Source organism: Pseudomonas sp. YH-1 (genome assembly GCF_051990045.1).
In the GTDB taxonomy this organism is placed as follows: Bacteria; Pseudomonadota; Gammaproteobacteria; order Pseudomonadales; family Pseudomonadaceae; genus Pseudomonas; species Pseudomonas nicosulfuronedens.
In genome coordinates this window covers 4,941,328-4,961,908 of the sequence record NZ_CP178184.1, presented here as the reverse complement: position 1 = coordinate 4,961,908, position 20,581 = coordinate 4,941,328, and the positions used below count along the sequence as shown (strand labels likewise).

15 protein-coding genes are annotated in these 20,581 nt (G+C 67.1%); 8 read left to right on the top strand and 7 right to left on the bottom strand.

Features of this window, described 5'->3' with window-relative positions:
- Window positions 1–47 precede the first annotated feature (47 nt).
- Complete coding sequence (locus tag ACKI1H_RS22600) at window positions 48–2,495, bottom strand: TonB-dependent receptor plug domain-containing protein (RefSeq protein WP_440466401.1); 2,448 nt, start codon at window positions 2,493–2,495, stop codon at window positions 48–50.
- Between the two features lie 414 nt (window positions 2,496–2,909).
- Between ACKI1H_RS22600 and ACKI1H_RS22595 the strand changes: the two genes are divergently transcribed.
- Window positions 2,910–3,908: a P1 family peptidase gene (locus ACKI1H_RS22595; protein ID WP_440466400.1), complete on the top strand. Its 999-nt coding sequence runs from the start codon at window positions 2,910–2,912 to the stop codon at window positions 3,906–3,908.
- 317 nt (window positions 3,909–4,225) lie between these two features.
- Here the strand turns inward: ACKI1H_RS22595 and ACKI1H_RS22590 are convergent, their stop codons facing one another.
- The gene (locus ACKI1H_RS22590; protein WP_440466399.1) at window positions 4,226–5,593 is read right to left on the bottom strand and encodes a tetratricopeptide repeat protein; all 1,368 of its coding nucleotides are present in this window, start codon (window positions 5,591–5,593) and stop codon (window positions 4,226–4,228) included.
- 340 nt (window positions 5,594–5,933) lie between these two features.
- Between ACKI1H_RS22590 and ACKI1H_RS22585 the strand changes: the two genes are divergently transcribed.
- From ACKI1H_RS22585 to ACKI1H_RS22555, 7 genes are read left to right on the top strand one after another with little or no spacing between them, the layout of a single operon-like run.
- Window positions 5,934–7,454 (top strand): ABC transporter substrate-binding protein, encoded by a 1,521-nt coding sequence (locus tag ACKI1H_RS22585; RefSeq protein WP_440468900.1) that lies wholly within the window; start codon window positions 5,934–5,936, stop codon window positions 7,452–7,454.
- Complete coding sequence (locus ACKI1H_RS22580; protein ID WP_440466398.1) at window positions 7,451–8,443, top strand: ABC transporter permease; 993 nt, start codon at window positions 7,451–7,453, stop codon at window positions 8,441–8,443. Before ACKI1H_RS22585 ends, ACKI1H_RS22580 begins: the two co-directional genes overlap by 4 nt.
- On the top strand, window positions 8,440–9,267 hold the full coding sequence (locus tag ACKI1H_RS22575; protein ID WP_138521064.1) for an ABC transporter permease: 828 nt from the start codon (window positions 8,440–8,442) through the stop codon (window positions 9,265–9,267). Before ACKI1H_RS22580 ends, ACKI1H_RS22575 begins: the two co-directional genes overlap by 4 nt.
- Entirely contained in the window at window positions 9,264–10,874 is a 1,611-nt protein-coding gene (locus ACKI1H_RS22570; RefSeq protein ID WP_440466397.1) for an ABC transporter ATP-binding protein, read from the top strand. Before ACKI1H_RS22575 ends, ACKI1H_RS22570 begins: the two co-directional genes overlap by 4 nt.
- On the top strand, window positions 10,871–12,079 hold the full coding sequence (locus ACKI1H_RS22565; RefSeq protein ID WP_440466396.1) for an LLM class flavin-dependent oxidoreductase: 1,209 nt from the start codon (window positions 10,871–10,873) through the stop codon (window positions 12,077–12,079). Before ACKI1H_RS22570 ends, ACKI1H_RS22565 begins: the two co-directional genes overlap by 4 nt.
- Window positions 12,072–12,920 (top strand): alpha/beta fold hydrolase, encoded by an 849-nt coding sequence (locus ACKI1H_RS22560; protein WP_440466395.1) that lies wholly within the window; start codon window positions 12,072–12,074, stop codon window positions 12,918–12,920. Before ACKI1H_RS22565 ends, ACKI1H_RS22560 begins: the two co-directional genes overlap by 8 nt.
- Window positions 12,921–12,936: 16 nt before the next feature.
- The gene (locus ACKI1H_RS22555; protein ID WP_138521060.1) at window positions 12,937–13,563 is read left to right on the top strand and encodes a methylthioribulose 1-phosphate dehydratase; all 627 of its coding nucleotides are present in this window, start codon (window positions 12,937–12,939) and stop codon (window positions 13,561–13,563) included.
- On the opposite strand, the gene ACKI1H_RS22550 is transcribed toward ACKI1H_RS22555, so the two are convergent.
- From ACKI1H_RS22550 to ACKI1H_RS22530, 5 genes are all read right to left on the bottom strand, one after another.
- The gene (locus tag ACKI1H_RS22550; RefSeq protein ID WP_440466394.1) at window positions 13,560–15,029 is read right to left on the bottom strand and encodes a diguanylate cyclase domain-containing protein; all 1,470 of its coding nucleotides are present in this window, start codon (window positions 15,027–15,029) and stop codon (window positions 13,560–13,562) included. The two genes, ACKI1H_RS22555 and ACKI1H_RS22550, sit on opposite strands and share 4 nt — an antisense overlap.
- A 225-nt stretch (window positions 15,030–15,254) precedes the next feature.
- Window positions 15,255–17,795: a TonB-dependent siderophore receptor gene (locus ACKI1H_RS22545; RefSeq protein ID WP_440466393.1), complete on the bottom strand. Its 2,541-nt coding sequence runs from the start codon at window positions 17,793–17,795 to the stop codon at window positions 15,255–15,257.
- 202 nt (window positions 17,796–17,997) lie between these two features.
- Entirely contained in the window at window positions 17,998–18,981 is a 984-nt protein-coding gene (locus tag ACKI1H_RS22540; protein WP_440466392.1) for a FecR domain-containing protein, read from the bottom strand.
- On the bottom strand, window positions 18,978–19,511 hold the full coding sequence (locus ACKI1H_RS22535; RefSeq protein ID WP_138521056.1) for a sigma-70 family RNA polymerase sigma factor: 534 nt from the start codon (window positions 19,509–19,511) through the stop codon (window positions 18,978–18,980). The genes ACKI1H_RS22540 and ACKI1H_RS22535 overlap by 4 nt, the downstream gene beginning before the upstream one ends.
- 105 nt (window positions 19,512–19,616) lie before the next feature.
- Window positions 19,617–20,522 carry a LysR substrate-binding domain-containing protein gene (locus ACKI1H_RS22530; RefSeq protein WP_440466391.1) on the bottom strand — a complete coding sequence of 302 codons (906 nt, stop codon included), beginning with the start codon at window positions 20,520–20,522 and terminating at the stop codon, window positions 19,617–19,619.
- Between the last annotated feature and the right edge of the window lie 59 nt (window positions 20,523–20,581).

Sequence of the window (20,581 nt, the reverse complement as noted above, 5' to 3'; positions counted from 1 at the left end):
CTCCCGTTGGGGCGGGCGCCACGGGGCGCCCGCTGGCATCAGCCGGGTCAGAAGTTGTAGGCCAGGCCCGTGTACCAGTAGCCGCCGGTGGTGCCGTAGGGCGAGAAGTTGCCGTACGGGAAGGCGCCGGAAGTGCTGGGCAGGTTCGTGCGGTCGGGGTAGACGTTGAACAGGTTGTTGGCCCCGGCGGTGAGGGTGAGGTTGCGGGTCAGGTGGTAGTCGACGTTGAGGTCGGTGATCCACTGCGGGTCGAAGGTGCGGTCGTAGACCTCGGCAGTGCCGTACTGGGTGTACTCGCCGTAGCGGGTCAGGTTCAGGCTCACGTCGAACTGGCCGATGCTCCAGTCGGCGCCCAGCAGCAGGCGCGATTCCGGCTGGCCGTGCTTGAGGTTGCCCTGGCGCTGGCGGTCGTAACCGCCGTCCGCGCCGAGGGCGGCCTGGGCCACGGAGGAGGCGTGGATCTTGTCGATCTCGGTGGTGTTCCAGTTGAAGCCGGCGTTGTAGCGGATGCTGCCGTAGGCACCCAGCTCCTGGCGGTAGTCGCCGACGATGTCGACGCCACGGGTGGTGGTGTCCAGGGCGTTGGTGAAGTAGGTGACGTACTGGTTGGGGTTGAGGCCGGCGTCCACCAGGATGTCGCGGATGGCAGTGGTGCCGCCCAGGTAGCCGGTCTGGGCGATGCGGTCGCGGATCTTGATCTGGTATGCATCGATGGTCAGGCTGCTGGCCGGGGTCGGCTGCAGGGTCAGGCCGACGCTGTAGTTGGTGGATTTCTCCGGCTTGAGCGTGGACGCGCCGAGGGCCTGGGCCACGTCCGAATCCACCGCGACGTTGCGGTAGTCCAGCAGGTTGCCGTTGACGCTGCTCTGCGAGGTGGAGCTGTAGATCTGCTGGGCCAGTGAGGGCGCGCGGAAGCCGGTGCTGGCGGTGCCGCGCAGGGCCAGGATCGGGGTCAGCTGGTAGCGGGTGGAGAACTTGCCGTTGGTGGTCACGCCCGAGCCGTCGTTGTAGTGCTCGTAGCGCCCGGCAAGGTCGACGTGCCACTTGTCGGTGAGGTCCTGGCCGATCTCGCCGTAGCCGGCGTAACTGGTGCGGCCCTTGGAGGCGGCGTCAGCCGGGGTAGTACCGGCGCCCGAGATGGTACCAGGGGCGATCAGCGCGCCACTGGCACCGTATTGGTAGTCACCATAGCCGTAGGAGGCGTATTCGCCCTTGCCGATCTTGTAGTTCTCGTAGCGGTACTCCAGGCCCCAGGAAACCTGCGTGGGCTTGGCCAGGCCGAGGTCGAAGGCGCGGGTCAGGTCGAGGTTGCTGGTCCACTGGCTGAAGGTCTTCACGCCGGTGTCGACGTTGGTCGGCGAGTCCGGGCCATAGCTGAGGTTGTAGGTGTCGGTCAGCGTGGCGCGGGCGTGGTCCTGGCCGTAGGTGGTGGAGAGGTCGTAGTCCCAACCGGCCGCTTCGCCCTTGCCGCCGAATGCCGCCTGGAAGTCGTTTTCGATGAACCGCAGGTTGTCCTCGATGCCCTCGGGGTAGGGCGTCTGGATGCCGTCGAAGCTGGCCGGCTGGTGGAACGCCAGCGGCTTGGACGATTCGCGGTTGGTGTAGGTGGAGAAGGAGTACAGGGTCAGGGCGTCGTTCACCGGCAGCTCGGCGTTGTAGCCCAGGCTGAAGTTCTCCACCTTCGGCAGGCCGGTGCCGTAGTAGGTGTGCTGCAGGCTGGTGTTGCCGGCGGAGTCGGTGTAGGGCGCGTTGTCGGAGCGGTCGGAGATGTTCTGGTGCTTGTAGTCCAGGGCGAAGTTGACGAAGCCCTCGTTGCCCAGTTCGAAGCCGATGTTGCCGCTTTGGCGGGCGGTCTCGCCGTCGCCGTTCTCGTAGTTCTGGCCATAGGTGGTGGCCAGTCGGCCGCCATGGTCGGTCTGCTTGAGCACCACGTTGATGACCCCGCCGATGGCGTCGGAGCCGTATTGCGCCGAGGCGCCGTCACGCAGGACTTCGACGTGGTCCACCAGGGCGGTGGGGATCATGTCCAGGTCCACCGGCTGCGAGCCGGAGTTCAGGTAGGTGCCGTTGTTGAGCAGGGCGCTGTTGTGCCGGCGCTTGCCGTTGACCAGTACCAGCACCTGGTCGCCATTGAGGCCGCGCAGGCTGATCGGACGGACCACCGAGGTGGAGCCGAAGCCGGAGGAGGCCGGCAGGTTCAGCGAGGGCAGCACGCGGCTCAGCGCGCGGGTCAGGTCACCCTGGCCAGTGGCTTCCAGTTGCTTGCTGGAGATGACGTCCACGGGTGCCGGACTGTCGGCCAGGGTGCGCGCCTGGCCCCGGTTGCCGACCACCACCACGGTGCTCAGGCGGTTGTCGCTGCTGGTGCTGCTGGCGTTGTCAGTGGAGTCGGCGGCGAGCGCCGGCAGGGCCTGGCCGATGGCGAGGAACAGAAGGCTATGGGTGAACAGCGTGCGGGCGGTCGATGCGCTCCGGGCACGGGTGACTGCGGTCATGGTTACGCTCCAAGGTTTGCTCCCGGCTGGCGCCCGTCTGGGTGGCCGCTGCGGGTTATCGTGTCGACGGCATCGGGGCCGCGTTGGCGAACGGCTTGTTGCTGGGAGGGACTGGTCACGTTCAGTCGGAAGGCAGGCTCAAGCTCATGCCGGCTGACAAGGCAAGCGCTGTGCCAGTCTGGAAAATCCTTGTCTTTCAGTGGTTTGCCGGTAGCGCTGGAATCTTCCTGCTGGGTTTGCAGCAGTGCCGGTCCAGGCTGTTGCTTTTCATCCAGCCAATGGCAAGACGCTGGCCCGAGGTGGTGCGATGCTGCATTTGCAGCAAGGGGAGCGCAGGCAGGTTCGAGCCTTCGCGGTGGTGCTGGCACAGGCCTTGCTCCGGCGCTGCTTTCACTTATCTGCCTGGAGACACGCATGCCCAGACCCGGCCCGCGCAACCTGATCACCGATATCCCCGGCCTGCTGGTCGGCCACGCCACCGATGAACGCGTACAGACCGGCGTCACGGTGCTGCGCCCGGACGGCGTGTGGACCGCCAGCGTGGACATTCGTGGCGGCGGCCCCGGCGGGCGTGAATCCGCCGCGCTGGAGCCGGAGAACATGGTGGGGCAGCTGCATGCACTGGTGTTTTCCGGTGGCTCGGTGTTCGGCCTGGGCGCAGCCGATGGCGTCAGTGCGGAGCTGTCGGCGCGCAATATCGGCCTGCACCTGAAAGCCGGTGCGCCGGCCATTCCCATCGTGCCGGCGGCGGTGCTGCACGACCTCGCCAATGGTGGCGACAAGGGCTGGGGCATCGACCCGCCGTACCGCGAACTGGGCCGCGAGGCGCTGGCCAACCTGGACGTGGAGTTCGCCCTCGGCGCAGTGGGCGCCGGGCGCGGTGCCATGGCCGGTGTGCTGCCGGGTGGATTGGGTTCGGCTTCGCTGGACCTGGGCGACGGCCTGCTGGTGGGTGCGCTGGTGGTGGCCAATCCCATCGGCAGCGTCTACATGCCCGACGGCGAGACCTTCTGGGCCTGGCCCTGGGAGCAGGGCGACGAGTTCGGCGGACGTGTGCCTGCGCAGCGCATGGATTGCAGCGAGCCGATGCCGGAGCTGTCGCGGCTGGATTCCATGGGCCGTTTGCAGGCCGGAGCCAACACCACGCTGGCGGTGGTGGCGTGCAACGCGCAGCTGACCACCGCCGAGTGCAAGCGCCTGGCGATCATGGCCCAGGACGGCATCGCCCGTGCGGTGCGCCCGGCGCACCTGCCGTTCGATGGCGACAGCCTGTTCGCCATGGCTTCGGGTGACGTGGAACTGGTGGAGGGCCAGCGCCGTCAGGTGGAGCTTTCGCGCATCGGCTCGGCGGCAGCGGATTGCGTGGCGCGGGCGATTGCGCGGGGGGTCTATCTGGCACGTGCGCGCTCCTGAGGGCGCAGTGGGCGGAAGACAATCGCGGACAGAGTCCGCTCCTACAAGAGCCCCTCTCCCTGGCCCTCTCCCGCAAGCGGGAGAGGGGACTGTTCGGAGCAGGATGAAACCACGCCATCAGCCGGCACGGACGGCTCTCTCTCCCTTCGGAGCGGGGCGCGCAGCCAGGGTTGGGGAGAGGGAAAGACGTAGGCACGGAATTTCAGAAGAAGACAGTTGCTCCTACGCTCGCGGGTGAATGCGGGCTCCCCTGTAGGAGCGGGCCATGCCCGCGAATCGCGCGCATGGCGCGCTCCTACAGGGGCGTCGTCGGTGAGTCATCGGTCACCCAGCACCCGCGCCACCCGCCGGGCCGCTCGCGCCGCCTCCTGGGGTAATCCGAGCGCCGCATAGACCTTCTCCAGGTGACGGTTGCCGGGCACGTCCAGAGCGTCGTAGCGACGTCGCAGCTCCAGCGCCTGCTGCGCTGCCAGCCAGTCGCCGGCGCGCAGTTGTGCATCCAGCTCGATCAGCGCGAAGAGATCGCGCTGGGCATGGCTGCCACCGATCTCGCCCAGGCGCGGCAATGCTTGCCCCAACCGCCGTGCTGCAAGTGCGTACTCACCGCGGGCATGGGCGTACAGGCCTTCGGCGGCGGGCAGGGTAACTTCGGCCCATACCGCGCGGCTGAAGTCCGGAGCGTTGCGCGCCTGCTGGCGTAGCGCCTCCAGCAATTCACCGGCCTCTTCCTGTCCGGCGCGAGCCAGGCCGTAGAGGTACTGCAGGCTGAGGAACGGCTGCACGACATCCGCCCGGCGTTCGCGCAGGTAGGGCAGGAGTGCTTCCCAGCGCGGGCCGACGTCGATGCCGGCGAACTCCAGGCGGGCCAGCAGCGAGACGGCGCCGATCTGGTCCTGGGAATACTCGGGGAAGATGCCCCACACATGCTGGTCGTAGATCTCCAGCACGCGCCGATCATTGCCGCGCGCCAGGTGGAACAGCGCCAGGTGCCACCAGTTGTGGGTGTACATGAAGGAGTTGAGTCCCTGCCAGCCGGCGCTGGCTTCTTCGAGGAACTGCGTGCCTTCCTCGATGCGGCCACGGGTCAGCAGCACGTGGGCGAGGGCATGCTGCGCCCAGGGCTCACTGGGCAACAGTTGCAGGGCATAGCGTGCCGCCGCTTCGGCCTCCTCGAGCAGGTGGCACTGCTCGTAGGCGAAGGCCAGCATGCCGTAGGCCTGGGGCACTTCCTCCGCGCCTTTCACGGCCTTCAGGGCGATGCGCAGCATGGCCGGAGCATTGCCGCGGTTGAACTCGAAGTACTGGTTGAGCTTGGCGGCCAGCAGGTCGCGCGGGTGCTCCTCGAGCAGCTGTTCGCTCAGGCGCAATGCTTCGGGCAGATCGTCGGCGCTCCAGGCCGAGAGCAGGGCGGTGTAGCGCTCGGCGCGGGGGATGCCCGGGCCGGCTGCCCAGGCCCGTTGCAGGTAACGCGCGGCGAGGCTGGGCGCCTGCGGCGATTCAGCGAACATCATCAGCAGACCGGCGAGAGCATTGGCGAGCACCGAGGCCGGGTCTGCGTCGGCGCCCGCGAGGATGTTTTCCGCACGGGTCTGGTAGGTGAGCACGCCGCCGGTGAAATCATCGATGGCCTGGCGAGTCTCTTCGCGCTCGCTGTCGATGGGGTTGCCGAGGTAGTCCTGGGTCATGCGCTGCTGCTCCAAGTAGAAGATGCAGGCTAGTCGCAAAGCCTGTGCCAGTCGCGCAGGCCGCGTTGCACGTGGGGCATCGTGCGGCGGCTGCTGCTTTTCAGACAATGCGCCGGCAAAGCTGTGTGATTTGCACCAGCCGCTGTGCGCCGAAGCGCTGCAAGCCCCGCAGCGGTAAAGCTGCAAGGCCATGGCACAGCGCTTGCTCAAGCCCCTGGCAAAGCCGATTCGCGGCGCTGATTCTGCAGGAGCTCTCATGTCCAGTCCCACCCTCCGCCTCGCGCCCCGACGCCCCCGTCATGCCCGGCTGCTGGCCAGCCTGTTGGCGGCCGGGCTGAGCATGGCCGCTGCTGCCTCGGCGGAGCCGACCCGTGGCGGCCAGCTCGACCTGGTGGCGCAGCCTGAACCGCCGTCGCTGTCCCACGCGGTGGTCAGTCACGTTGCCACCCAGTACGTTGGCGGCAAGATCCTCGAAGGGCTGATCACCTTCGATACCGACCTCAAGCCGCAGCCGGTGCTGGCCCGCCGCTGGACGGTGTCGCCGGACGGCCTGACCTACACCTTCGACCTGCAACCCGGCGTGAAATGGCATGACGGCCAGCCCTTCAGCGCCGACGACGTGGTGTTCAGCTTCCAGGATTTCTACCCGGAAGTGGACAAGCGCATGGCGAGCATCTTCGGCGAGTACGTGCAAAGCGTGCAGGCCAAGGGCGCCGATCAGGTGGTGTTCCAGCTGAAGAAACCCTTCTCGCCGCTGCTGTCGGCGCTGGGCAGCGGCCTGCGGCCCATCGTGCCCAAGCACCTTTATGCCGGCACCGACTACCGCAGCAGCCCGTACAACCTCAAGCCGGTAGGCACCGGGCCGTTCGTGTTCCAGGAGTGGAAGCGTGGCGCGTACATCCGCCTGGCGCGCAACCCGGATTACTGGCACAAGGGACTGCCGTACCTGGACGGCATCGTCTATCACGTCATTCCCGACGCCGCCGCCCGCGCGGCCGCCTTCGAGCGCGGCGAAGTGCAGGTGCTGCGCAGTGGTGACGCCGACTACGCCGACCTCAAGCGCCTGTCGCAGCTGCCGGGCGTCGAGGCATCGGAGAAGGGCTACGAGCTGTATCCGGGCCTGGCCTTCCTGCAGATCAACACCCGCAAGCCCGGGCTGGACAACCCCAAGGTGCGCCAGGCGATCCTCTATTCGCTGAACCGCCAGTTCATTGTCGACAACATCTTCTTCGGCACTGGTCGCGTGGCTGCCGGGCCGTTCCTCGGTGCCTTCCACGACCCACAGTTGCCGCAGTACGGCTTTGACCCGGCCAAGGCCAAGGCGCTGATCGCCGAGTCCGGCGTGGACGTCGGCAAGTTGCGCGTGCGCCTGCTCAATGGCGAGAAGGGCGGCGCCTGGGAGCGCCTCGCCGAGTACACCAAGCAGGCCTTGCAGCCACTGGGGATCAAGGTGCAGGTGGCGACCTCCGATGCGGCGACCTGGTACCAGCGCGCCAGCGACTGGGACTTCGACCTGACCTACAACTTCATCTTCCAGATCGGCGACCCCTACCTGACCACCGCCTACCTGTACCGCACTGATTACATCCTCAAGACTTCGCCATTCGCCAACATCACCGGCTACAGCGACGCCGCCGCCGATGCGCTCTGGCAGCGCATTGCCAACACGCCCGAAGGACCGGAGCGCCAGGCGGTGTATGGCGAGCTGGAGCACAAGCTCAACGATGACCTGCCGATTGCGCCGATCTTCGAGATGCGCTTCCCCACGCTCTACCAGCAGCGCGTGCACAACCTGATCCGCAGCGCCACCAGCCTCAACGACAGCTACGCCGAGGTCTACCTGGAGCCCGCGAAACCATGACTGTGCTGCTGTACGCCAGTGCGCGCCTGGGCCGCGCGCTGGCCCTGATAGTCGCGGTGCTGGTCGGCGCTTTCCTGCTGCTGCGCCTGGCACCGGGTGACCCCGCGCTGCTGATGGCGGGCGAGGCAGGCAGTGACGACGCCGATTACATCGCCCGGCTACGTGGCGAGATGGGGCTGGACCTGCCGCTGCCGGTGCAACTGTGGCGCTACCTGGCTCAGATCGCGCACCTCGACCTGGGCTACTCCTACCGCAACCAGGAAAGCGTCTGGCAACTGATCGCCGAGCGCCTGCCGGCCACGCTGCTGCTGATGGGCTCGGCCTTTGCCGTGTCGCTCACGCTCGGCGTGACCCTCGGCGTGCTCGCTGCGCGCAGTCAGCAGGGCAGCGGCCGGCTGGATCGCTTCATCGGCCGCGCCGTCTGGGTGCTGTTCGCCACGCCGCCGTTCTGGCTGGCGCTGTTGCTGGTGCTGCTGTTCTCGGTGCAGCTGGGCTGGTTGCCAGCCTTCGGCATGCAGAGCGTCGGCGCCGACCTGAGCGGCTGGGACTGGTGGGGGGATCGCCTTGGCCACCTGCTGTTGCCGTGCCTGTCGCTGAGCTTCCTGTCGCTGGCCATGTACGTGCACCTGACTCGCAGCGCCATGCTCGACGTCCTGCCCCAGGAGCACGTGCGCCTGGCGCGCGCCAAGGGCTTGCGCGAGCGGCACATCCTGCTTGGCCACGTGCTGCGCAACGCGCTGGTACCGGTGGTGACCTTCGCCGGCCTGCAACTGGGCCAGCTGGCCAGCGGTGCGTTGCTGATCGAAGTGGTCTATGCGTGGCCGGGGATCGGCCGGTTGCTCTACGACGCTTTGAGCCAGCGCGACTATGCGCTGCTGCTGGGAGTGTTCCTGGTGATCTCGTGCCTGGTGGTGGCGTTCAACTTCCTCACCGATCTGCTCTGTCGCCTGCTCGATCCGCGTATCGGCGCGGCGGGGGAGGTGCGATGAACGCCCTGCTGCGTCCCGGCGCCATGCTCGCCGCCGGCTTCCTGATCCTGCTGGCCGTATCGGCCCTGCTGGCGCCCTGGCTGCTTTCGGCCTCGCCGTGGGAAATGCTGGCGCGCCCGCTGATCCCTCCGTTCAGTGACGCCAGCCACTGGCTGGGCACTGACATGCTCGGCCGCGATATCGCCACCGGACTGCTCTATGGCGCACGCACCTCGCTGACCGTGGGGCTGCTGGCGACCCTGGCGACCTTGTTGCCGGCGCTGCTGATCGGCGCCACTGCCGGTTACTTCGGTGGCTGGATCGACGAGCTGCTGATGCGTGTCGCCGAGTGCTTCCAGATCATCCCGCAGCTGGTGCTGGCGGTGGTGCTGGTGGCGCTGATGGAGCCCTCGGTGGGCTCGGTGGTACTGGCCCTGGCGCTGGTGGCCTGGCCGCCGGTGGCGCGGCTGGTGCGCAGTGAATTCCAGAGCCTGCGCCAGCGCGAGTTCGTCCAGGCAGCGCTGGTACTTGGGCAGACGCCGTCGCGCATCGCCTTCACACAGATACTGCCCAACGCGTTGTCGCCACTGCTGGTGAGCCTGACCTTCATCCTCGCCGCCGCCATCCTCACCGAAGCCGCGCTGGCGTTCCTCGGCCTGGGCGATCCGGAGGCGATGAGCTGGGGCTACATGATCAACGCTTCGCGCAACCTGCTGCGCGAGGCGCCTTCGATGAGCCTGCTGCCAGGCGTGGCGATCCTGCTCACGGTGCTGTCCGTACAGCGAGTCGGCGAGGCGCTGCGCGAAGCCGTGCAGGCAACCGGAAGCCAGGGAGGGCGCCCATGAGCGAACCATTGCTGGAAGTGCGCAACCTGCGCATCGACCTGCCGGCGGGCGGTGACCGTGCCAGTGCAGTGAGTGGGTTGTCCGTCGAGCTGGCGGCCGGAGAGGTGCTCTGCGTGGTCGGTGAGTCCGGCTCGGGCAAGTCGATGCTCGCCAACGCCATCCTGCGCCTGCTGCCGGCGCACCTGAAGCCGGTGGAGGGCAGTATCCGTTTTCGCGGCGAGGACCTCGCCGGGCGCAGCGAAGAGGGCATGCGCGAGCTGCGCGGCAAGGACATCGCCATGGTCTTCCAGGAGCCCATGAGCGCGCTCAACCCGCTACTGAGCATTGGCCGGCAGATCGATGAGAGCCTGCGTGCCCACGGCGTGGCATCGGCAGCCAGGCGACGTGAACGGGTGCTCGATCTGCTTGGCTACGTGGGCCTGCCGGAGCCGCAGAAGCTCTACCACGCCTATCCCTTCCAGCTCTCCGGCGGCCAGCGCCAGCGAGTGGTGATCGCCATCGCCCTGGCGCTGGAACCGGCGTTGCTGATCGCCGACGAGCCGACTTCGGCGCTGGATGTCAGCACCCAGGCGCAGGTCCTCGATCTGCTGCGGCGCATTCGTCGCGAGAAGGGCATGGCGGTGCTGCTGATCACCCACGATTTCGTCGTGGTCGAGGCCATCGCCGACCGCGTGCTGGTGATGGAAAAGGGCTGCGTTGTCGAGCAGGGCGCGTTGCGGCAGGTGCTGGATGCTCCGCAACATGCCTACACACGCCAGCTGCTGGCGGCGTTGGATCATAGCCAGCGTGGTCCACGGCGTTTTGATGCGGACGCACCGCCACTGCTGGAAGTGGCGGGCCTGTGCAAGCATTACGACAGTCGCCAGGGCCTCTGGCGCCGGCGCCGGGTCACCGCGCTGGCCGATGCCTCGTTCAGCCTGCGCCCCGGTGAATGCCTGGGCATCGTCGGCGAATCCGGTTCGGGCAAGACCACTCTGGGGCGCGCGCTGGTGCGCTTGCTGCGCCCGGACGGCGGGCACATTCTGCTGCGCGGCCAGGACCTGGCTTCGCTGTCCCAGCGCCGCCTGCGCCCGCTGCGCCAACAGGTGCAGATGATCTTCCAGGACCCGTTCGCTTCGCTCAATCCGCGTCAGCGCGTCGGTCGGCAGATCATGGCCGGGCCGCTGGCTCATGGCGTTCCTGCTGCCGAAGCGGAGCGCCGCGCCCGAGAGCTGCTGCATCAGGTCGGTCTGCCGGAAGCTGCCTTCGAGCGCTATCCACGCGACTTTTCCGGTGGGCAGCGGCAGCGTATCGGTATCGCCCGTGCGCTGGCGTTGCAGCCCAAGGTGCTGGTCGCCGATGAGTGCGTATCGGCACTGGATGCACTGGTGCAGCAGCAGGTGCTGGAGTTGCTGGAAAGGCTGCAGCGTGAGCTGGGCCTGAGCCTGGTGTTCATCACCCATGACCTGCAGGTGGCGGCACGCCTTTGTGATCGCATCGCGGTCATGCAGGGCGGACGCATTGTCGAGCTGGGCGAGGCGCAACAGGTGCTGCGTGCCCCGCGCCATGACTACACGCGCCGGCTGCTCGCCGCGCATCCGCTGCGCGAAGTGGAGGAGCCCGCATGACGGCGCCGAGACAGATGGCGCTGGGGGCTTTCCTCATGGCCACCGGGCATCACCTGGCGGGCTGGCGGCATCCCCGTGCGCACGCCGGTGGCGGGCTGGATGTAGAGCATTACCGGGCCCTGGCGCGCACTGCCGAGCGCGGCTGCTTCGACGCGATCTTCCTCTCCGACACCCTGGCCATGTTGCCCGGTCGGTTGGAAGCGCTGAGCCGCATGGCGCGCACCGAGCACTTCGAGCCGTTGACGCTGCTGGCGCATCTCGCGGTGAGCACCCGGCATATCGGGCTGGTGGCGACCGTCACCTCTTCGTACAACGACGCGGCGACCGTGGCGGACACCTTCGCCACCCTCGAAGCGCTCAGCGGTGGCCGCAGTGGCTGGAACCTGGTGACCTCGAGCAACGCCGAGGAGGCCGGCAACTTCGGCCGCGATCGACACTTCGAACATGCCTGTCGCTACCGCATGGCGGAGGACTTCCTCCAGCGCGTGCGGCAGCGCTGGAGGGACCGTGGCGTGGCACCGGTGCAGGTACTCGCCGGCGCTTCGGAGGCTGGCAAGGAGTTGGCGGCACGACAGGCCGAGGTGCTGTTCACCGCGCAGCCGGAACTGGCCGGCGCCCAGGCTTTCTACCGGGACATCAAGCAGCGCGTGGTGCGCCATGGCCGAGACCCGGCCGCGCTGAAAGTGATGCCCGGCGTGCTGCCGATCCTCGGCGCCAGTCGCGCGCAAGCCGAGGAGCGCCGCGCGCAGTTGCAGGAACTGGTGCAACCCGTGGTGGGGTTGTCGCTGCTGTCGGACGTGGCCGGTGGCTTCGACCTGTCGCGGTTGCCGCTGGATGGCCCGTTGCCGGAGCTGCCGCCCACCGAGTCCGGCGTCAGCCGCCAGCACCTGTTACTGGAACTGGCCCGGCGCGAGGGCCTGAGCATCCGCCAGCTCTACCAGCGCATTGCCGATGCCCGTGGCCACCGCGTGGTCGCCGGCACCGCCGCGGACATCGCCGACCAGTTGCAGGAGTGGTTCGAGTCCGGCGCAGCGGACGGTTTCAACATCATGCCGCCGTACCTGCCCGACGGCCTCGACGATTTCGTCACGCAGGTGGTGCCCCAGTTGCAGCATCGCGGTCTGTTCCGCCGGCGCTACAGTGGCAGCACGCTGCGCGATCACCTGGGCCTGGCCCACAGCAAGGAGACTGCCGAACATGGGTGAACACTGGACGCAGGCACTGCCACGGGTACGTGGCGAGCGCGTGGAAATCCGCCCCGGCCGGCACATCAGCCTGGCCCACAGTAAGGGGCATCGCTACCCACAGACCGTGGTGTTCTTCGCCCACGGGGGCGGCGGAAACAAGGACCAATGGCGCGAACAGTGGCGCGAGCTGGAAGCCGAGGGCTACAGCCTGGTGGCCTGGGACCTGCTCGGCCATGGCGCCAGCGACAAACCTCGGCGCGCGACGGACTATGCCTGGGACGAGCTGGTGGCCGATCAGGTAGCGGTGCTGCGGCGCCATGCCGGTGAGCGCAACATCCTCGCGGCACACTCCTTCGGTACCGGCCTGAGCGTCAGCAGCCTGCTGGCCTTGCAGGCGCAAGGGCAGGGCGCGCTGATCGATTCGGCGCTGCTGCTGGGCACCCAGCTCAGTCGTCCGTTGGGGAGTGGCGGGTTGCTGTCGCTGCCGGCGTGGCTGCTGGAGTGGTTCCGGCCCGTCCTGTCGAAGGGCTTTCGTGAGCGCGCCTGGCACGCTGGCGCCGATCCTGAACTGGTGGACTACGAGGAACGGCTGACCCGCCACAACCGCCTCGATGTGTTCAAGGCGCTGGTCAGCCAGGCCTCCTGGTTACCGGAAGCGGAGCTGGATCGCCTGCTGCTGCCGGTTCGGATCGTCTCCGGCGACAGCGACGGTCTGACGCCTGCCGAGCGCGCCCAGGCGCTGCACCAGCGGCTACCCAATTCTCAGTTCGAGGTGCTGGAGAACTGTGGCCACCAGCTGATGCTGGAGAAGCCGCAGATCGTCACCCGCCACCTGCGCGAACTGCTCGCCATTACCTGATCCGGACCTTGTTGAAATGACCGAGACACGCTCGCAACTGACCCGGCAGATCATCGAAGCCGGCCGCTTCCTCTATGGTCGTGGCTGGTCTCCGGCGACCAGCAGCAACTATTCGGCGCGCCTGTCCGCCGATCGTGCGCTGCTCACCGTGTCGGGCAAGCACAAGGGCCAATTGGGCGAGGACGATGTGCTGGAAACCGACCTGGCCGGCAACAGCCTGGAGCCCGGCAAGAAGCCCTCCGCGGAAACCCTGCTGCACACCCAGCTCTATGCCTGGCGGCCGGAGATCGGCGCGGTGCTGCATACCCATTCGGTGAACGCCACGGTGCTGTCGCGCCTGATTGCCGGCGACCGGCTGGAGCTGCAGGATTACGAGTTGCAGAAGGCTTTCGCCGGTGTCACCAGCCACGAGGGTCGCGTCAGCGTACCGATCTTCGACAACGACCAGGACATCGCCCGCCTGTCGACCCGCGTACAGCCCTGGCTCGATGCGCATCCGGACTGCCCTGGCTACCTGATCCGTGGCCACGGGCTGTACACCTGGGGCGCGCGCATGAGTGATGCGCTGCGCCAGGTCGAGGCCTTCGAGTTCTTGTTCGAGTGCGAACTGAAGGTGCTGAGCCTGCGTGGTGAGCGGGGTTAGGTGGCTGCGACTGCCGGGGGATTGAAGCCCACCACGCGGTTGCGCCCGCCATTCTTCGCCTGGTACAGCGCACTGTCGGCGGCCTGCACCAGCTCGGCCCAGTTGGCCGGGCTGAAGTGCGAAGTGCTGGCGACGCCGATGCTCAAGGTGACCACGCCCAACGGGCCGTATTGGTGCGGTACGGCAAGGGCCTGCAGACTGGAGCGGATTTGCTCGGCCAGTTCGAGGGCACTGGTTTCGTCGCTGTCGCCCAGCAGGACCACGAACTCCTCGCCGCCGAAACGCGCCGCGAAGTCGGCCGGGCGCCGCGTCCATTCGGCGATCACCTGCGCCACGGTCTTCAGCGCCGCGTCGCCGGCGGGGTGTCCGTAGTGGTCGTTGTAGGCCTTGAACTGGTCGATATCCATCAGCATTACTGACAGCGCGGCGCCGCTGCGCTGGTAGCGCGACCATTCGTGGGCGGCTCTCAGGTCGAAGCTGCGGCGGTTTTTCAGGCCGGTCAGCGGATCGGTGCTGGCCGCCACTCGCAGTTCGTCTTCCTGGCGGTCGCGCCGGCGCATGTGCCGGCGGGCGATGACGGCCAGGACGATGACCGCGCCGTCCAGCGCCAGGCCGAGCAGGCCGATCAGGCCTGCCCGCCAGTACCAGTCCTCGTAGATCTCCGCGGAGGGCAGGGCGACGCTGAACACCAGCGGGTAGCCCTCTACCGGGCGGAAGTCGTGCCAGCGCCGCTTGCCATCGCTGCCGACGTCGAAGAAGTTCTCCTCGCCGCTGGCCAGGTGGCGTTCCAGCGCTCCAGCCAGGGTGCCGGCAGGCGGCGAGTCGGGCCAGCGCGCCAGCAGGGTACCGTCGCGCATGTGCAGGCTGACAGTGCCGCCTTCACCCAGGTTGAGCCCGCTGAACAACTCATGGAAGTAGCTCAGCTCCAGGTTGGCACCGACCACGCCGGCAAAGCTGCCGTCCGCGCGCTCCAGGCGCCGGCTCAGGGCGATGCTGCGGCGGGCATCGTTGGAGTAGGGGATGTAGGGGTGGCTGACGAACACCGAATTCCCCTTCGCCTCGCGCTGCGCCTGGAAGTACTCGCGGCCAGAGAGGTCAATGCGCGCGGGGATTTCCTTGCCGAAGCTGAAGGTGGCCACGCCCTCGGCGTTGGTGATGAATACCGAGCCCATGCCGCGGGTGGGCGCGGTGTAGTCCTTGAGCAGGGAGTCGCGTACTTCGCTGGAGAGTGCACGGACTTCGGGTTGCGCATGGGCATGGACCACTGCCTCAAGGGTCATGTCGTAGAGATCGAGGTTGCGCTGGATATCGCGTTGCACCAGCAGGGCAATGTTGTGGCCGTTGGCGGTGGCCACTTCCAGGGCATCGTGGCGCATCTCCAGGATGGCCCATAACGACAGGGCGCTGATGGCTGTGGTCAGACCCAGGCAGGTCATCAGGATGGTGCTGGAGCGGTGGATCGCCATGAACGGTATCCATACGAAGGCGCAGGTTGGGGCAGCGCGAGCAAGCGCGTGCCTCAAGGCATATAGCAGCAATCTACCGGGTTGTCCGGGCGCCAATACTGGCGTTCAGCAATTTGCGGGCAAAAAAAATGCTGCCTGGAACAGGCAGCATTCATGGGTCACGCACCTTTGGTGACTGGGATCAGCCTAGCGGCGCGATATTAAGGTTTGGTGAAGGCTGGCTCCTCAATAGGTCGCGCGCACGGTCAGCATGAAGTTGCGCGGGTCGCCGTAGACGTTGCCGTAGGTCGAGGTGCCGACCGTCTGGTAGTACTTCTTGTCGAACAGGTTGTTGCCGTTGAGCGCGACGTTCCAGTGCTCGTCCAGCTGGTAGTCGACCAGGGCGTTCCACACCGCGTAGCCGCTTTGCTGGTAGTCGAACGGCACGTCGGCCTGCGTGACGTTGCCGTTGCTGTCGTAGTAGGAGGCGGTACCGCTGACCTTGGTCGCGCTCTGGATATCGACGCCGCCGCCGACGCGGAATTTCGACCAGTCGCCCGGCAGTCGGTAGGTGGTGAACAGCTTGGCCATGTGCTTGGGCGTGATGGTGCTCAGCTCGCCGCCGACGGTGCGGTTCTTGTTGAGGTTGAGGGTATAGCTGGCCATCACCATCCAGTCCGGCAGCAACTCGCCGGAGATCTCCATGTCGACGCCCTTGCTGACCACTTCGCCGCCGTTGACGTAGCAGCAGTTGCCGCCGAACAGCACGGAAGTGGCGTCGTACTGCGGGTCCAGCACGGCCTGGTCTTCACGCTTGGTGTAGTAGAGCGCCACGCTGGTGTTTACCTTGCCGCCCAGCAGCTCGCCCTTCAGGCCGGTTTCATAGGTCTTGCCGGTCATGGGGTCGAGGGTGCTGCCGCTGCCCAGTGGGCCGGCCATGTAGTTCTGCTGCGGCTTGAAGATTTCCGCGTAACTGGCGTAGGCGGCCCACTCGTCGGTGAGGTCGTAGACGATGCCGCCGAAGGGCGTGGTCCTGGTCGGCTCGCGCATGTCGACGCGCGACTGCGTGTTCCAGGTGCCGTTGGCCAGGGTCTGATAGGTCTGGTCGAACTTGTAGCGTTGCACCCGTGCGCCGAGGATCAGGTGCAGCGGCTCGGCCAGCTGCAGGCGCAGGCTGGAGTAGAGGCCGTACTGGGTCTGGCTGTTGGGGCTGTAGTTGCGGGTGAAGTCCGGGCGTGCGCCGGGGTCGTTCCAGGGCGTGGAGTTCGGGTCGAACACGTCCACTGCGCCGCCGGCACTGGCAAAGCGCGGGGTGCCCTGCCAGCGGCTGTCGATGTCTTGGTAGTCGCCGCCGACGGTGAGCTGGTGGTTCAGGCCGAACAGGCTGAAATTGCCTGAGACGTTGGCGTCCCAGAGGTCCTGCTCGCTCCACTGGGTGATGTAGGTGCCGTAGCGGGTGACGCCGGCGCCGGTCACCGGGTTCACCGAACCCAGGGTGGTGGCGTTGTTGGTGTTGATGGTGTCGTAGATGTTGGTGTAGCTGACGTTGAGCTTCCAGTCGTCGTTCAGGCGATGGTCGAGCTTGGCGAAGTATTCGCGGGAGAATCCATCGGCATACGCCCAGGTGGTGGACAGCCCGGTATGGCGCGGCAGGCCGAGGTCGACGCCGTTGCTGTAGCGCGGCACGGCGTTGGCAGTGCCGGTTTCGTGGACCTTGTTGAAGCGCAGCCCGGCGGTGAGCAGGGTGTCGTCGGTGACGTCGGCTTCCAGCACGCCGTAGAAGATCGGCTTGTCGGTGGCGCGGTTGTCGGTGAAGTACTGGCGGTCCTGGTAGGCCACCACTGCACGCCCGCGCAGCTTGCCATCGAAGCCCAGCGGGCCGGTGACGTCGAGCTCGCTGCGGTAGTTGTCCCAGGTGCCGGCGGACGCGCTGAACTTCAGCTGGTAGGTGTCCAGCGGACGCTTGCGCACCAGGTTGATGATGCCGCCGGGATCGCCGGTGCCGCCGAACAGCGCCGAGCTGCCGCGCAGCACTTCGACGTGGTCGAACTCGGCCATGTCATAGACGTTGGAGGAGTAGAACGAGCCGGCGGTGGTGCCCAGGGCCATCGGCGCGGCGCCGTCGAGCTGGATGTTCTGGATGGCGAAGCCGCGCGAGTAGAAGTCCTGGATGCGATAGGTGTTGCTCTGCGTGGTGATGCCCGGCACGGCCTTCATGGCGTCGTTGAGGTCGGCGATCTGGCGGTCATCCATCAGCTGGCGGGTGATGACGGAGACCGACTGCGGGGTTTCCTTCAGCGAGGTCGGGGTCTTCGAGCCGACGCTGGTCAGGCCAGGGGTGTAGCTGCCGCTGTTCTCGGTGGCCTGGCCCATGCCCTGGCCCATGATGGTGGTCTCGCTCATTTCCAGCGCGGCGTCGTCCTGCGGGATGAGCACCAACTGGTAGCGGTTGCCGTTGCCCGACGTTGTGCTGAGTCGCGCGGCAAGCCCGCTGCCCATGAGCATCACGTCCAGCGCTTCCTCGGCGCTGAAAGTGCCGCGCACGGCCTGACTCTGGCGGTCGCGGGTCAGCTCGGCGTCGGCGGCCAGCAGCAGGCCGGTCTGCGCAGCCAGCTCATTGAGCTGGCGGGCCAGGGGGCCGGCGGGGATGTCGAAGGTCTGTCGCTGCGCCTGTTCAGCGTGGGCCGCGGGGGATACCGCGAGTGGCGCGACGCTGGCCAGGCTCAGGGCGATGGCGAGAAACAGGGGATGCTTTTTGCTCGGGAAGTGCTGGTCTTGGCGTGACATTCCGGTTCCTTGGCGTCCGGTTATTAGGGGTGTTTCCTAGTAATCCGAAGCAGGACGGAAAATCGGAACCATTCTCGAAAACTTTTTTTGCCGAGGCATACGGATGCTGGGAGGTTCGCGAGCAAGCTCGCTCCTACAGGCTGACTGCGCGCGCTCCTTGTAGGAGCGAGCTTGCTCGCGAACCGGGGCTCGACTCGGTTGCCTAGCGGCGCGGAACCACCGTTACCCACCAGTCGAAACGCCGCTGCACTTGCACTGGCAGGGCTTCCTCCAGCTGCGCCAGGGCCTGGTCGGTGTCCGCCAGCGGGAAGCTGCCCATGACGCGCAAGTGCGCCACGGCCGGGTCGACGCCCAGGTGCCCACGCCGGTAACCGCCCAGTTCGGTGATGAACTCGTCCAGCGGCATGTCCTCGGCCAGCAGCAGGCCGCGGCTCCAGGCTTCGCGGCGGGATTCGGCGCGAGTGATCGCACCGGCTTCGCGGGCATCGAAGACGACGGCCTGGCCCGCCTGCAAGATGAGGCTTGCGCCAGTGTCCTGTAGCGTGGTGCGCACCGCGCCCTGGTAGACGCTGAGCTGCGTGCGCGGGCCAAGCTCGCGCACGCTGAAGCGGGTGCCCAGCGGTTGCAGCAGACCGGCACGGGTGCGTACCTGGAAGGGACGGCTGTCGCCATGGCCGGTCTCGATCAGTACTTCACCGGCGTACAGCAGCAGCTCGCGGTGGGCGTCGTCGAACCGGACATCCAGCGCGCTGTCGCTGTTGAGCCAGACCTGGGTGCCATCGCTGAGGCGCTCGCTGCGGCGTTCGCCGACGGCGGTACGGTACTGGGCGCGCCAGGCGTGCAGGCTGTCGATGGGGTTGGCGCGCCAGCCCAGCCAGCCCAGCCAGCCGAACAGGCCGGCACCGGCCAGCACGCTGAACTGGCTGAGCAGCCGGCGGCGTGTCTGCTTGCCGGTACGCAGGGTGGCCAGTGTCCTGTGTGCCGCGGGGCCCTGCTGCTGGATACCGGCGAAGCGCTGGCTGATCCGCTCGATGTAGCTCCAGGCCAGGCGCTGTGTTTCGCCCTGGTCCATCCAGCGACGCCACTGCGCGTGCAGTTCGGCGTCGTTGGGCGATTCCTGCAGGCGCGCGAACCAGTCGGCGGCGCTTTCCAGGGTGGCGTGGTCGAAGCCGGGACGCGCGCTCACTGCAGCACTCCGTCCAGTTCGGCTTCGAGCAAGGCACACTGGAACATGGCCTGGGCGATGTACTTGGTCACCGTGCGCACGGAGACACCCAGCTCCTCGGCGATTTCCCGATAGCCCATGCCGTGCAGCTGCGACAGGCTGAAGGCGGCGGCCACCTTGGGCGGCAGACGCTCCAGCAGGTCCTGCAGCTGGCCGAGGGTTTCCAGGATGATCGCCTGGTGCTCCTGGGACGGCCAATGGCTTTCCGGCACCAGCGCCAGGGCTTCCAGCCACGCCTTCTCCAGCTGCTTGCGGCGCCAGAAGTCGACGCACAGGTGCAGCGAGATGCGGCTCAGGTAGGCGCGGGCGTGCACGTCACTCTCGAATTCGCGTGGCTGCGCGAGCAGGCGCACGAAGACGTCCTGGGCCAGCTCGGCGGCGTCGCTGGCATTACCCAGCCGGCGATTGATCCACTGCTGGATCCAACTGTGGTTCTCGCGGTAGAGGCTGGCCACTTGGGCTCGATGGGCGCAGGCAATGGGTCGTGTCATAGGGAGCCGGGCGAGGATCCGTGCAAATGCGAATTATTATCAAAATAACCGAATGCCTGGCCTCAGAGCAATCCTCAGGGCAATAGCGCTTCGCAGGGAATCTCGTCAGGGCGCCAGGAATGGCTGCATCTGCGCGCTGAACCAATCGAGGAAAACCGCCAGCCGACGCGAGCGCTGCCGGCGGTTGGGGTAGAGCATGGATACCGGCATGGGGGCGGGCCGATGCTCGGGCAGGACCTCCACTAGCGCGCCGGCATCGAGCAGGTGCTGTACATCGAACAACGGCACCTGGATCAGCCCTAGACCGGCGCAACAACTGGCGATGTAGCTCTCGACGTTGTTGACGATCACCCGGCAGGGCAGCTCGATGCTGCGCTCGCCGTCGTCCTCCGGACACTCCCAGGGCAATGCCTGGCCGCCGGTGGTGGGGCTGTAGCCGATACAGTGGTGGCCCCTGCGCAAGTCGTCCAGCTGACGCGGAACGCCATGTTCGGCGAGATAGGAGGGGCTGGCGCAGTTGACCAGCAGGACCTGCCCCAGCGGTTTCACCACCAGGCTGCTGTTGGCCAGCCGGCCGAAGCGGATGATGCAATCGACGCCTTCACTCACCGGGTCGATCAACCGGTCGGTGGAGCCCAGCCCCAGTTGCACGCGTGGGTACTGGCGGAGGAATTCCGGCAGCGCCGGGATCAACAGGCGGCGGGCGATACGGCTGGGCACGTCGATGTCCAGGCGCCCGCTGATCTGCTGCGGGTGGGCCTGGAACAGCTGGTCCACTTCGTCATATTCGTGCAGTAACGGGTGAGCACGTTCCAGCAGTTGCAGGCCGTCCGCCGTCAGGCTGACCTTGCGCGTGGTGCGATGCAGCAGCCGCGTGCCGAGGCCGGCTTCCAGTTGCTGGACGGCAGCGGAAACCGTGGCGCGTGGCAGCTTGAGCACCCGCGAGGCCTGGATGAAGCTGCCCAGTTCGGCGACCTGGACGAAGATGCGGTACTGCTCGATGCGCTCCATGGCACCTCGGGGGGAGACAGTGGCGCCAGCCCGGAGCAGGTGCCGCGGGCTGGCGGTGG